Annotated in this window: 12 protein-coding genes; 8 read left to right on the top strand and 4 right to left on the bottom strand. The window is 65.1% G+C overall.

Going from position 1 to position 13,585, the window contains the following annotated elements:
- Positions 1–4: 4 nt before the first annotated feature.
- Positions 5–517 carry a DUF2271 domain-containing protein gene (locus AC07PE_RS01615; RefSeq protein ID WP_498760962.1) on the bottom strand — a complete coding sequence of 171 codons (513 nt, stop codon included), beginning with the start codon at positions 515–517 and terminating at the stop codon, positions 5–7.
- A gap of 20 nt (positions 518–537) precedes the next feature.
- Positions 538–1,212 (bottom strand): PepSY-associated TM helix domain-containing protein, encoded by a 675-nt coding sequence (locus tag AC07PE_RS01610; RefSeq protein ID WP_498760960.1) that lies wholly within the window; start codon positions 1,210–1,212, stop codon positions 538–540.
- A 268-nt stretch (positions 1,213–1,480) separates the two neighbouring features.
- Here AC07PE_RS01610 and AC07PE_RS01605 point away from each other — a divergent pair, with 268 nt between their 5' ends.
- From AC07PE_RS01605 to AC07PE_RS01580, 6 genes are all read left to right on the top strand, one after another.
- Entirely contained in the window at positions 1,481–4,336 is a 2,856-nt protein-coding gene (locus tag AC07PE_RS01605) for a 2-oxoglutarate dehydrogenase E1 component (RefSeq protein ID WP_498760958.1), read from the top strand.
- Between the two features lie 84 nt (positions 4,337–4,420).
- A complete protein-coding gene (odhB, locus tag AC07PE_RS01600) occupies positions 4,421–5,689 on the top strand; it encodes a 2-oxoglutarate dehydrogenase complex dihydrolipoyllysine-residue succinyltransferase (RefSeq protein ID WP_498760956.1) in 1,269 nt (422 codons plus the stop codon).
- 26 nt (positions 5,690–5,715) lie between these two features.
- Positions 5,716–6,066, top strand: a complete 351-nt coding sequence (locus tag AC07PE_RS01595) for a PspC domain-containing protein (RefSeq protein ID WP_498760954.1) — start codon at positions 5,716–5,718, stop codon at positions 6,064–6,066.
- 51 nt (positions 6,067–6,117) lie between these two features.
- Positions 6,118–7,548, top strand: a complete 1,431-nt coding sequence (gene lpdA, locus AC07PE_RS01590) for a dihydrolipoyl dehydrogenase (protein ID WP_498760953.1) — start codon at positions 6,118–6,120, stop codon at positions 7,546–7,548.
- Between the two features lie 101 nt (positions 7,549–7,649).
- The gene (gene zapE / locus AC07PE_RS01585; protein WP_498760951.1) at positions 7,650–8,747 is read left to right on the top strand and encodes a cell division protein ZapE; all 1,098 of its coding nucleotides are present in this window, start codon (positions 7,650–7,652) and stop codon (positions 8,745–8,747) included.
- A gap of 31 nt (positions 8,748–8,778) precedes the next feature.
- On the top strand, positions 8,779–9,474 hold the full coding sequence (locus tag AC07PE_RS01580; RefSeq protein ID WP_498760949.1) for a hypothetical protein: 696 nt from the start codon (positions 8,779–8,781) through the stop codon (positions 9,472–9,474).
- Positions 9,475–9,538: 64 nt separating this feature from the next.
- Here AC07PE_RS01580 and AC07PE_RS01575 read toward each other — a convergent pair whose 3' ends face one another.
- On the bottom strand, positions 9,539–10,342 hold the full coding sequence (locus AC07PE_RS01575) for a PP2C family protein-serine/threonine phosphatase (protein ID WP_498760947.1): 804 nt from the start codon (positions 10,340–10,342) through the stop codon (positions 9,539–9,541).
- A 155-nt stretch (positions 10,343–10,497) separates the two neighbouring features.
- Here AC07PE_RS01575 and AC07PE_RS01570 point away from each other — a divergent pair, with 155 nt between their 5' ends.
- Positions 10,498–10,698, top strand: coding sequence for a YdcH family protein (locus tag AC07PE_RS01570; protein ID WP_230029886.1), 201 nt, complete (start codon positions 10,498–10,500; stop codon positions 10,696–10,698).
- A gap of 32 nt (positions 10,699–10,730) precedes the next feature.
- Complete coding sequence (gene yoaA, locus AC07PE_RS01565) at positions 10,731–12,827, top strand: DNA repair helicase YoaA (RefSeq protein ID WP_498760945.1); 2,097 nt, start codon at positions 10,731–10,733, stop codon at positions 12,825–12,827.
- A gap of 68 nt (positions 12,828–12,895) precedes the next feature.
- Here the strand turns inward: yoaA and AC07PE_RS01560 are convergent, their stop codons facing one another.
- Positions 12,896–13,585 (bottom strand): SOS response-associated peptidase, encoded by a 690-nt coding sequence (locus AC07PE_RS01560; RefSeq protein ID WP_498760943.1) that lies wholly within the window; start codon positions 13,583–13,585, stop codon positions 12,896–12,898.

The raw sequence follows: 13,585 nt of genomic DNA, 5'->3' as shown, positions 1-13,585 counted from the left end.
CCTGTTATTGGCTTGAAACCGACACCGCGCCCAGCTCTTCCTTGCCGGCCGCGCTGGCAGCCAGCTTGCCCTTGGCCGGCCAGGTGAAGGGCACGCGCACCAGTTCGCGGCCGCCGGCTTCGCGGGCGGTTTCGATGACCAGCTTGTAGTCGCCGGCCGGCAGCTTGTCCAGGCCGGCCTTGGCGCCGGCGAAATTCAGGGTCTGCACGCCGGCCGAACGGGTCGCGCCGCTCACGCCGTCCATCGGCAGCTCGACGTCGCGGCCGGCCTTGCGCCACCAGGTGCGCAGGTCCTTGACCCACTTGGTGCCGGCGTTGTCCTTCTTCTTGACGTCGTACAGCACAGCCAGGGTCGAGGCCACGCTCTGGTCGGCGCGCTCGATCCAGATCGCGACGTAGGGCTTGTGGTACTCGGCCACGTTCAGCTGCGGCAGTTCGAACTTGACGGTCAGGTCGGCGGCCATGGCGCCGGTGGACACCAGCGGAAGGGCCAGCGCGAGCGAGTGGGACAGTTTCATGGGCAAGCTTTCAAGGTGGATTAATGAACGAACAGCAGGGCCAGCACGATCGGCAGCACGATTCCGAAGCCGATCACCGGCCAGGTCGAGGGCCGGTTGGCGGCGTGGTATTTCAGGATCAGGAAACCGGTAATGCAGAACACCAGGCAGGCGCCGGCGAAGATGTCGATGAACCAGCTCCACACGGCGCCGGCATTGCGGCCCTTGTGCATGTCGTTGAGCCAGGAGATCCAGCCGCGGTCGGTCTTCTCGTATTCGGCCTGGCCGTCGACGCCGATGCGCAGCCAGACGTCGCCGCCCGGACGGGGCAGGGGAACATAGGCGTCTTCCTCGCTCCACTCGGCGTTCACGCCGCGCACGTCGACCGGGAAGCTCTTGTTGGCCCAGCTTGCCAGCTCGTCCGGCAGCGGCAGCTTGGCGTCCACGTGGCTTTCGGCGAAGGCGGCCAGGCGCTCGCGCAGCGGGCCGGGCAGCGTGGCCTTCTGGCGCGTTATGGCCGGCTTGGCTTCGATCTGCGCGGCGTGGTTCAGCGTGAAGCCGGTGATACTAAATAGAAGCATCGCCATCAGGCAGAGGGCGGAACTGATCCAATGCCATTGATGCAACTGGCGCAGCCAGACGGCGCGGCGTGGTCCAGCCGGCAGGGTGGACGGCAGGGCGGAGGTGGAGGAGGATGTTGAACTGGTCGGCTGCATAAGACAAATGATAACGATTATCATTTAGCTGGTCAACTCAGCAGTTTAGATGCCACACAGTAACAAATAAAAACAAGGCGGGTCTCTGTCGTGCTCGACGCCTTGCGTTACAATACCGTGCGCAAATTGGGTAAGACCAGTTGGCTGCTGTAGAGTCCTTCCCCCACAACTTGAGTAGTAGTGCGATCCGCTAACCGGTCAGGCCGTGTCGCGGAAGGTTAGATTAACCCGCCCTAAAATCGCGAAGCGCGAAGAAAGGTGAGCAAGAATGATGCAACAATACGAAGCCAACTCGTACCTGTTCGGCGGTAATGCGCCCTACGTGGAAGAGTTGTATGAAGCCTACCTGAACAATCCGGGCTCCGTGCCGGACAACTGGCGCGCCTATTTCGACGCAATGCAGCACATGCCTGCAGTCGATGGCACCGCCAAGCCGGACGTCGACCACTCGTCCGTGATCGCCTCTTTCGCAGAACGCGCCAAGCAGGGTCCGATCCGCACCATCACCGCATCGCCGGACGCTGAACTCGGCCGCAAGCGCGTCGCCGTCACCCAGCTGATCGCCGCCTACCGCTACCTCGGCTCGCGCTGGGCCAACCTGGACCCGCTGCAGCGCCAGGAACGCCCGCCGATCCCGGAACTGGATCCGGCCTTCTACGGTTTCTCGGAAGCCGACCTCGACACCAAATTCAACATCAGCAACACCTACTTCGGCCAGGAAACCGCATCGCTGCGCGACCTGCTGAACATGTTGCGCGATACCTACTGCCGCTCGATCGGCGCTGAGTTCATGTACGTCAGCGACCCGACCGAGAAGCGCTGGCTGCAGGAAAAGCTGGAATCGATCCGCTCGACCCCGGCCTTCACCGCAGAAAAGAAAAAGCACATCCTCGAGCGCCTGACCGCGGCCGAAGGCCTGGAGCGCTACCTCCACACCAAGTACGTGGGCGCCAAGCGCTTCTCGCTGGAAGGCGGCGAGTCCTTCATCGCCTCGATGGACGAAGTGATCCAGCGCGCCGGTGAGCACGGCGTCCAGGAAATCGTGATCGGCATGGCCCACCGCGGCCGCCTGAACGTCCTGGTCAACACCCTGGGCAAGGCCCCGTCCGAGCTGTTCGAAGAATTCGAAGGCAAGCACGCCGACGACCTGCCGGCAGGCGACGTCAAATACCACCAGGGCTTCTCGAGCGATATCTCGACCCCGGGCGGCGCGGTCCACCTGTCGCTGGCGTTCAACCCGTCGCACCTGGAAATCGTCAACCCGGTCGTCGAGGGTTCGGTCAAGGCGCGCATGGAACGCCGCGGCGACCGCAAGGGCAAGGAAGTGCTGCCGATCCTGGTGCACGGCGACGCCGCATTCGCCGGCCAGGGCGTGGTCATGGAAACCCTGAACCTGGCCCAGACCCGCGGCTACGGCACCGGCGGTACCGTCCACATCGTCATCAACAACCAGATCGGTTTCACCACCTCGGACCCGCGCGACGCCCGTTCGACCATCTATTGCACCGACGTGGTCAAGATGATCGAAGCACCGGTGCTGCACGTGAACGCCGACGATCCGGAAGCCGTCGTGCTGGCCACCCAGATCGCGATGGACTACCGTACCGAGTTCCACAAGGACGTGGTCGTCGACATCGTCTGCTACCGCAAGCTGGGCCACAACGAGCAGGACACTCCGGCCCTGACCCAGCCGCTGATGTACAAGAAGATCGCCAAGCACCCGGGCACCCGCAAGATGTACGCGGACAAGCTGGCTGCGCAGGGCACCATCGCCGCTGACGGCGGCGACCAGCTGGTGGCCGAGTACCGCGCCGCCATGGACGCCGGCAAGCACACCATCGACCCGGTCCTGACCGACTTCAAGAACAAGTACGCCGTCGACTGGGCGCCGTTCCTGAACAAGAAGTGGACCGACGCCGCCGACACCGCGGTGCCGCTGACCGAGCTGAAACGCCTGTCGCAGCGCATCACCACCGTGCCGGAAAACTTCAAGCTGCACTCGCTGGTGGAGAAGGTCCTGAACGACCGCGCCAACATGGGCAAGGGCGAGATGAACCTCGACTGGGGCATGGGCGAACACCTGGCCTACGCTTCGCTGCTGGCCTCCGGCTACGCCGTCCGCCTGTCGGGCCAGGACGCCGGCCGCGGCACCTTCGTGCACCGCCACGCCGTGCTGCACGACCAGAACCGCGAGCGCTGGGACCAGGGCATCTACCTGCCGCTGGCGAACGTGTCGGAAAACCAGGCCAACTTCACCGTCATCGACTCCGTGCTGTCGGAAGAAGCGGTGCTGGGCTTCGAATACGGTTACTCGACCGCCGAGCCGAACACCCTCACCATCTGGGAAGGCCAGTTCGGCGACTTCGTCAACGGTGCGCAGGTCGTGATCGACCAGTTCATCGCCTCCGGCGAAGTGAAGTGGGGCCGCGCCTCGGGTCTGGTGCTGATGCTGCCGCACGGCTATGAAGGCCAGGGTCCGGAGCACTCGTCGGCACGTATCGAGCGCTTCCTGCAGCTGTGCGCCGACCACAACATGCAAGTCGTGCAGCCGACCACCGCCGCCCAGATCTTCCACCTGCTGCGTCGCCAGATGGTGCGCCAGTTCCGCAAGCCGCTGGTGATCTTCACGCCGAAGTCGCTGCTGCGTAACAAGGACGCCGGCTCGCCGCTGACCGACCTGGCCAAGGGCGGCTTCCAGACCGTCATCGGCGAACTGGACGAGAAGATCGACGCCAACAAGGTCAAGCGCGTGCTGGTCTGCTCGGGCAAGGTCTACTACGACCTGGTCAACACCCGCAAGACCCGCAATTCGACCGACACCGCCGTCGTCCGTATCGAGCAGCTGTATCCGTTCCCGCACAAGGCTTTCGTCGCCGAACTGAAGAAGTTCCCGAACGCGACCGAAGTGGTGTGGGTCCAGGACGAGCCGCAGAATCAGGGTCCGTGGTTCCAGATCCAGCACAACCTGTTCGAGAGCATGGAATCGGGCCAGCGCCTGTCGTATGCCGGCCGTCCTGCTTCCGCGTCCCCGGCTGTCGGTTACGCCGACAAGCACGTGGCGCAGCAGAAGGAACTGCTGGAAACCGCGTTCTCGAAGCTCAAGGGCTTCATTCTCACGAAGTAATAGATCGCAAGCCCAAGAGCACCCCGCGCCGTCATGCATGGCGCGGGGTTTTTGCAAAGAATAAAACAACGGAGTTTTCTTAAAATGGCACAAATCGAAGTCAAGGTCCCCCAACTGTCGGAATCGGTTGCTGAAGCGACCCTGCTGTCCTGGCACAAGAAAGTCGGCGAATCGGTCTCGCGCGACGAGAACATGATCGACATCGAAACCGACAAGGTGGTCCTGGAACTGCCGGCCCCGAGCGCCGGTGTGATCGTGCAACTGATCAAGGCCGACGGCGCGACCGTCGTCTCCGGCGAAGTCATCGCCATCATCGACACCGAAGCATCGGCGCAGACCAGCCCGATCCAGGTGACCGCAGCGCCGGTGGCGAACGCCCCTGTCGCCGCCGCCGCACCGCAGACTTCGGCATCCACCGGCTCGAAAGGCGACGTCGCCATGCCGGCCGCCGCCAAGATCCTGGCCGACAACAACCTGAGCACCGCCGACGCCACCGGCACCGGCCGTGACGGCCGCGTGACCAAGGGCGATGCCCTGGCCGCCGTAGCCAACAAGGGTTCGGTCGCACCGGCCGCTCCGGCTCCGCTGGCTGCCCCGGCCGCCAAGCCGGCCCTGCAGCAAGTCGCTGCCCCGGCCCCGGTCAACCTGGGCGACCGTCCGGAAGAGCGCGTGCCGATGAGCCGCCTGCGCGCCCGTATCGCCGAGCGCCTGCTGCAGTCGCAGTCGACCAACGCCATCCTGACCACCTTCAACGAAGTCAACATGAAGCCGGTCATGGACCTGCGCGCCAAGTACAAGGACAGCTTCGAGAAGCAACACGGCGTCAAGCTGGGCTTCATGTCCTTCTTCGTCAAGGCCGCCGTGCACGCGCTGAAGAAGTACCCGATCCTGAACGCCTCGGTCGACGGTAACGACATCGTCTATCACGGCTACTTCGACATCGGTATCGCTGTCGGTTCGCCGCGTGGCCTGGTGGTGCCGATCCTGCGCGATGCCGACCAGATGTCGATCGCCGACATCGAGAAGAAGATCGGCGAATTCGGCCAGAAAGCCAAGGACGGCAAGCTGACCCTGGAAGACCTGACCGGCGGTACCTTCTCGATCTCGAACGGCGGCACCTTCGGTTCGATGCTGTCGACCCCGATCATCAACCCGCCGCAGTCGGCCATCCTGGGCGTGCACGCGACCAAGGACCGCGCCGTCGTCGAAAACGGCCAGATCGTGATCCGTCCGATGAACTACCTGGCGATGTCCTACGACCACCGCATCATCGACGGCCGCGAAGCCGTGCTGGGCCTGGTGGCCATGAAGGACGCGCTGGAAGATCCGGCCCGCCTGCTGCTGGACCTGTAATCACGCCATAGGAAAGGGCGCCTGCCATGATTGCCGATGAACTGAAACGTCTGCACGAACTGCACCAGGCCGGCGCCCTGACCGACGCCGAATTCGAACAGGCCAAGGCGAAGATCCTGTCCTCGTCGACCGCGCAGTCGACGGTCAACCTGAACAAGGGCGCGTCGACGGCATCGGACGGGAGCTTCGCGTCCGAGCTGAACCTGCTGCGCCGCTCGCGCACCGACCGCTGGATCGGCGGCGTGTGCGGCGGCCTGGGCAAGGTCTCGGGCGTCGACTCGTGGGTGTGGCGCCTGGTCTTTGCGCTGTTCACCTTCACGTTCGGATTCGGGGCGGTGATTTACCTGCTGCTGTGGATCTTCGTACCGGAAGAATAAATCGGTTCGGTGGGCACAGGGTGCCCACCCTACGATAACAAGGAACAAATAATGAGCGATAAACAATTTGACGTCGTCGTGATCGGCGGCGGCCCCGGCGGCTATGTGGCCGCCATCCGCGCTGCCCAGCTGGGCTTCAAGGTTGCCTGCATCGACGAGGCGCAGAATGCCAAGGGCGGTCCGGCCCTGGGCGGCACCTGCACCAACGTCGGCTGCATCCCGTCGAAAGCGCTGCTGCAATCGTCGGAACACTTCGAGCACGCCGGCCACGGCTTCAAGGAACACGGCATCAACGTGTCGGGCCTGGAGCTGGACCTGGGCGCGATGCTGAAGCGTAAGGACGGCGTGGTCAAGGCCAACAACGACGGCATCGTCTACCTGTTCAAGAAGAACAAGGTCACCTTCTTCCACGGCCGCGGCACGCTCGCCGGCAAGGCTGGCGAAGGCTTCACCGTCAACGTCTCCGGCAAGACCAGCGACACCATCACCGCCAAGAACGTGATCGTCGCCACCGGCTCGAACCCGCGCGAACTGCCGGGCACCCCGTTCGACGAGAAGATCGTCCTGTCGAACACCGGCGCACTGGCCATCGATGCCGTCCCGGCCAAGCTGGGCGTGATCGGCGCCGGCGTCATCGGCCTGGAAATGGGCTCGGTATGGCGTCGCCTGGGCGCGAAAGTCACCGTGCTGGAAGGCCTGCCGGCCTTCCTGGGCGCGGTCGACCAGCAGATCGCCAAGGAAGCGCAGAAGGCCTTCGTCAAGCAGGGCCTGGACATCCACCTGGGCGTGAAGATCGGTAACATCGTCAAGGGCGACAACAGCGTCACCGTGGAATACGCCGATTCGACCGGCGCCGCGCAGACCGTCACCTTCGACCGCCTGATCGTTTCGATCGGCCGCGTGCCGAACACCATCGGCCTGGGCTTCGAGTCCGTCGGCCTGCAGCTCGACGAGCGCGGCTTCATCGCCGTCGACGACGAGTGCCGCACCGCGGTCCCGGGCATCTGGGCAGTGGGCGACGTCGTGCGCGGCCCGATGCTGGCGCACAAGGCGGAAGAAGAGGGCGTCGCGGTTGCCGAGCGCATCGCCGGCCAGCACGGCCACGTCAACTTCAACACCATTCCGTGGGTGATCTACACCTCGCCGGAAATCGCCTGGGTCGGCCGCACCGAAGAGCAGCTCAAGAAGGATGGCGTCGCGTACAAAGCCGGCACCTTCCCGTTCATGGCAAACGGCCGTGCGCGCGCGCTGGGCGACACCACCGGCATGGTCAAGGTGATCGCCGATGCGGCCACCGACGAGATCCTGGGCGTCCACATCGTGGGCCCGGTCGCTTCCGAGCTGATTTCGGAAGCCGTGGTGGCGATGGAGTTCAAGGCTTCGGCCGAAGACATCGCACGCATCTGCCACGCTCACCCGACCCTGTCCGAAGCGACCAAGGAAGCCGCGCTCGCCGTCGACAAGCGTTCGCTGAACTTCTAAAGCAGTACACGTGACGTGGGCACGGGGTGCCCACCCTACGGATCGCGATAAACCGTAGGGTGGGCACACCGTGCCCACGCTGCGTTAATAGACCAGTAACCATGAACGTCCAAGAGTATTACCAGCATGCCCTCACCGAGCGCGGCTTCAAGTCCGATGCGGCCCAGCAGCGCGCCGTGGACCGTCTCCAGCAGGCGTACGACGACTGGGTCCAGTACAAGGCCCAGCGGTCGTCCGCTTTCAAACGCCTGATCAACCGTCCCGACGTGCCGCAGGGCGTGTACATGTGGGGTGGGGTGGGGCGCGGCAAGTCCTTCCTGATGGACAGCTTCTATTCGGTGGTGCCGGTGGTGCGCAAGACGCGCCTGCACTTCCACGAATTCATGCGCGCCGTGCACCGCCAGCTCGACGAGCTGAAAGGCGTCGAAGATCCGCTGATCGAAGTCGCCAAGCGCATCGCCAAGAAGTACCGCCTGATCTGCTTCGACGAATTCCACGTCAGCGACGTCGCCGACGCGATGATCATGTACAACCTGCTGTCCGCGCTGTTCGACCTCGGCGTCTCCTTCGTGATGACCTCGAACTACGATCCTGACAAGCTCTACCCGGACGGCCTGCACCGCGACCGCATGCTGCCGACCATCGCACTGCTGAAGGCGAAGCTGGACGTGATGAACGTCGACGCCGGCATCGACTACCGCCACCGCGCGCTGGAGCAGGTGCAGGCCTATTACACGCCGCTGAACGCGGCCAGCGACCACATGCTGCGCGACACCTGGGCCAAGGTCGCCGACACCGCCGACGAGAACCCGATCGTCCACATCGAGCAGCGCGAGATCCGCGCCCTGCGCCACGCCGGCGGCGCGATCTGGTTCGACTTCGCGACCCTGTGCGGCGGCCCGCGCTCGCAGAACGACTACCTGGAACTGGCGAGCCGCTTCCACACCGTGATCCTCTCGAGCGTGCCGCGCATGTCGGCCTCGATGTCCTCGGAGGCGCGCCGCTTCACCTGGCTGATCGACGTCTTCTACGACCACAAGGTCAAGCTGATCATGTCGGCCGAGGTCGCGCCGGAGCAGCTGTACACAGAGGGCGCGATGTCGAACGAGTTCCATCGCACGGTGTCGCGTATCATTGAGATGCAATCGCGCGAGTACATGCTGGCCGAGCGCCGCGGCGCCGCCGACGCGCTTGCGTGACCTTCCCATCGAAAAGGAAAACAAGAAGACGATGAAAGCCGATACCTTGATGCGCCGTGGTCTGCCTGCTGCAATGCTGTCCCTGCTGCTGGCCGCCTGCGGCGCCAACCGCCCGGCGCCGCAGGAAGTGCCGCCGCCGCCGGTGAGCTCGGTGGCGCAGGCCGACCAGCAGCTGGCCTCGGTCGCGCGCGAGCGCGCCGGCATCGAAGCCCGCTACGCCGAGCGCGAACGGGTCTGTTACGACAAGTTCTTCGTCAACCGCTGTCTCGACGAAGCCAAGGAGCGCCGCCGCAGCGCCCTCGCGGCCCAGCGCGCGATCGAGGTGCAGGCCGAGCGCTTCAAGCGCCAGGCCGTGGTCGACGAGCGCGACCGCAAGCTGCTTGATGCCGACAAGAAGTACCGCGAGGAAGAAGCGGCGCTGGCGGCCCAGCCGCCGCAGCCGACCAAGCCGGTAGCTGAAGTAGCGGCCCCGCGCGCACCGACCGTGCCGCGCCGCGTCGCCGAGCGTAATGCCAAGCTGAAGGCAGCCGAGGCGAAGGAAGCGGCGGACGCGCCGAAGCGCGCCCAGAACGTGCGCGATTTCGAACGCCGCAAGGCCGAATCGGAAGAACGCCAGCGCGACGTGGCGCGCAAGAAGGCGGAGCGGGCGGCGAAACTGGCGAAGAAGGCCGAGGAAGAGAAGGCCAGGGCGGCCAAGGCGGCGAACCCGACCCCGCCGGCGCAATAAATATCATGGGGCACGCGATTCGTGCCCCAGTAGTAGGGTGGGCACCCCGTGCCCACGATGCGTATCAAACGGCGCGTTTCAACTTCTGCACGGTGTAATTGCCCGCATCCTGCGGCGGCCGCACCAGCTTCAGGATCGCCATCGTGCAGTTTCCACCTTTCCCCTGCGAACGCTCCCCAGCCTTGTTGATCAGCATCTCGGATGCCTGGCGCGGCGTCGCCCGCGAGGTGGCGGCGCCCAGTTCCGCATCGGTGAAGAAGTGCCACAGGCCGTCGGAAGCGAGCAGGAACACGTCGCCGGCGGCCAGGCCCGTGTGGTGGCCGATCGTGACGTAAGGATCCTTGCGGTCATTGCCCAGCACGTTCAGCAGCAGCTTGGATTTGCGGTGGTTCTTCGCCGCTTCCGGCGGCAGGCGGTCGGTCGAGGTCAGGTGTTCGACGTAGGCGGCATCGCCGGTGCGTGCCAGGCAGGCGCCGTCGTGGAAGTGGTAGAGGCGGGAATCGCCCACGTGCGCCCACGCGGCCTCGCCATGCGGCGATAGCAGCAGGCCGACGAAGCTGGCGTGCGCCTCGGTCCGGGTCGTCACCGCGTTCATCTTGATGACCATGTGCGTCTCCTGCACGATGTCGCGCAGCAGCTGCTCCAGGCGCTCGAGGCTCGGATGGTCGCCGGGCTTGAACAGGTCGAACACCTGCTTGGCCGTATGCAAGACCTGCTCCGAGGCCGCCGCGCCGGCGATGCCGTCGGACAGGACCGCCAGCACGTAGCCGGGCGCGCGTGCGCCCGTCATCAATGCGACCCGGTCGTTCTGCTGCGGGCGGTTGCCGATGTGCTGCGCGGTTCCCGCTTCTAACTTGTATGAACTCATAAACGTGGCTTTCCGATACCGGCTTGCCGAACTTTGTTGGCGGCAACGTCGGCGTAGATTAAACTATGCACTGGTTTGTACTACAGTTGCAAGCCGTAACGAAGAATCGCACCCTCCCACCCCCAGCAACAGCTCTTAAGTTCGGAAATGCCAACATGATCGACGTCCAGGAGATTCACCGCCGTATTGTTGAACTCGACGTGGAACATCGCGACCTCGATGCTGTCATCGACATGCTCACGCGGGACGGCCATTCCGACCAGTTACAGCTGCGCCGTCTGAAGAAGCGCAAGCTGCAGCTGAAGGACCACATCACTTTGCTGAAAATGCAGTTGGTGCCGGACGTGCCAGCGTAAGCTGTCAGTCTTTCACCGCCAGAATTCCTATTTTGACCGATCACCTGCCCCTGTCCGGCCTTGCCGGCGAGCCCGTTCCTGCGAATACTGCCGACGCCGCCGATACCGCCGCTCCCGAAGCGGCCGAATCCGCTGCGCCGGGTAAATACGACGCCGAAATCGACCGCATCTTCGGCGCCGGCGGCCCGCTCGCGCCCGCCGTCGGCAGCTTCCGGCCGCGCCAGTCGCAGACCGAGATGGCCAAGGCCATCGCCGACGCGATCGGCAAGCAGGGCACGCTCATCGCCGAGGCCGGAACGGGTACCGGCAAGACCTTCGCCTATCTGGTGCCGGCGCTGCTGTGGGGCGGCAAGACCATCATCTCGACCGGCACCAAGAACCTGCAGGACCAGCTGTTCTCGCGCGACATCCCGAACGTGCGCCAGGCCCTGCGCGCGCCGGTCTCGGTGGCGCTGCTGAAAGGCCGCGCCAACTACGTCTGCCATTACAACCTGGAACGTACCCTGCAGAACGGGCGCCTGACCTCGCGCGACGACGTCGGCCACCTGCGCGAGATTTCGCGCTTCATCAAGATGAGCAACTCGGGGGACAAGGCCGAGCTGGCCAAGGTGCCGGAGACGGCGTCCGTGTGGAACCTGGTGACCTCGACCCGCGAGAATTGCGTGGGCCAGGAATGCCAGTACTACCAGGACTGCTTCGTGATGAAGGCGCGCCGCGAGGCCCAGCAGGCCGACGTGGTCGTGGTCAACCACCACCTGTTCTTCGCCGACGTCGCCCTGAAGGAGGGCGGCATGGCCGAACTGCTGCCGTCGGCGAATACCATCGTCTTCGACGAGGCGCACCAGCTGCCGGAAGTGGCGACCCTGTTCTTCGGCACCACGGTCTCGACCTCGCAGGTGCTGGAACTGTGCCGCGACGTGCTGGCCGAGGGCCTCGCGCATGCGCGCGGCGGCCCGGACTGGGCCAAGACCGTGATGGTGGTCGAGAAGGCCGCGCGCGACCTGCGCCTGACCTTCCCGGAAGGCGGCACCCGCCTGTCGCTGCCGCAGATTCCGCCGAGCTCGGACTTCTTCCCGGCGCTGGAAAAGCTGAAGGAAGAACTCGAGGGCATGGTCGACGTGCTCGAAGAGAACGCCGAGCGCGCCGAGACCCTCGAGCAGTGCCGCGTGCGCGCGGTGGAACTGCTGGAAAACTTCAAGGACTGGAAGCAGGCGCCGGTCAAGAAGGATCCGAAGGAAAAGGATTACAGCCAGTTCGCCGGTGCCGATGCGGTGCTGTGGGTCGAGGCCTTCTCGTCCTCGCTGCAGCTGCACAAGACGCCGCTGTCGATCGCGCCGATCTTCGCCGGCCAGCGCGCCGGCACGCCGCGCAGCTGGATCTTCACCTCCGCCACGCTGGCGGTGAAGAGCGACTTCAAGCACTTCACCTCGCAGATGGGCATGACCGGCGAGCCGGCGCGCACCTGGCCCAGCCCCTTCGACTACCAGGAGCAGGGCATCCTGTACGTGCCGACCGGCCTGCCGGAACCGAACACCATGGGCTACACGGACGCCGTGGTCGACATGGCGCTGCCCGTGATCGAAGCCGCCGGCGGCCGCACCTTCTTCCTGTGCACGACGATCCGCGCGGTGAACCGCGTGGCCGAGCGCCTGCGCGAAGAATTCGCGGCGCGCGGCCTGGAGTTCCCGCTGTTCGTGCAGGGCGAGCGTGGCCGCACCGAGTTGCTGGATTCCTTCCGCACCGCCGGCAATGCGGTGCTGGTGGGCAGCCAGAGCTTCTGGGAAGGCGTGGACGTGCGCGGCGAGGCGCTGTCCCTGGTCATCATCGACAAGCTGCCGTTTGCCCCGCCGGACGATCCAGTGCTGGCGGCACGCATCGAAGTGATGGAAAAGAAGGGCATGAACGGCTTCGTGCACCACACGCTGCCGGAAGCGATCATCAACCTGAAGCAGGGCGCCGGCCGCCTGATCCGCGACGTCGACGACCGCGGCGTGCTGATGCTGTGCGACCCGCGCGTGATCAGCAAGCCTTATGGCCGCCGCATCTGGCAAAGCCTGCCGCCGTTCCGGCGTACGCGGGTGCAGGCCGACGTGATCGACTTCTTCAAGCAGCCGAAACCGGACGTGTGATTGGGCGTGGGCACAGGGTGCCCACCCTACGTCGACGGTAGGGTGGGCTCCCCGAGCCCACGCTTACTTCAAAACAGCGAGCCGGTCTCCGGCACCGCCACCTTCTTCGCCCGCGGCGCTGTCGGCGCTGCCCACGCCTTCATCCGCTCGGCCGGATAATGCCGCAGGAAGCTGCGCGCCAGTTCCGGGTCGCGGCAGGCCAGCCAGGCATCCACGTCTTCGGGCGGCAGCACGACCAGCGCGCGCTTCTCGTCGCCCGGCTTGTGGAAGCGCTTCATCAGAAAATGCTCGTCGGCGTTGATGGTGATCTGGGTGAAGGAGGTGCCGAGATTGCCATCCGCCTCGCGCCACTCGCGCCATAGTCCCGCCACGAAGAAGGGCGCGTCGTCTTCCATGCCGATGCCGAAGCGCTCGGCTTTCCCGCTCTCGTAATTCGGCTCGTAGAAACAGGTCATCGGCACGGCGCACAGCTGCGTGCGGTGCCATGCCGGCGCGAAGGAACGCTTCTCGCCGATCGACTCGGCGCGCGCATTCATCGTGTCGAAGACCTTCACGCCCGCCGGGATGTGGCGGCGCGGGACCATGCCGTAGCTGGCCAGGCTCAGCATGCGCTGGTTGCTAGCGTCCGTGCGCACGATGGGCGCGAGGTAGTCCTTCCAGGTCTCGGTCGGCCAGTCCCAGTCTTTATACAGGTCGACCAGGGTGCCGAGGACCATGTCCAGCTGTTCCGGGAGGGGCGGGCGGTAGTTGACGCACAT

Source organism: Telluria sp. GW821-FHT07G12, assembly GCF_059418525.1.
This window is presented reverse-complemented; position numbering and strand designations above follow the sequence as displayed.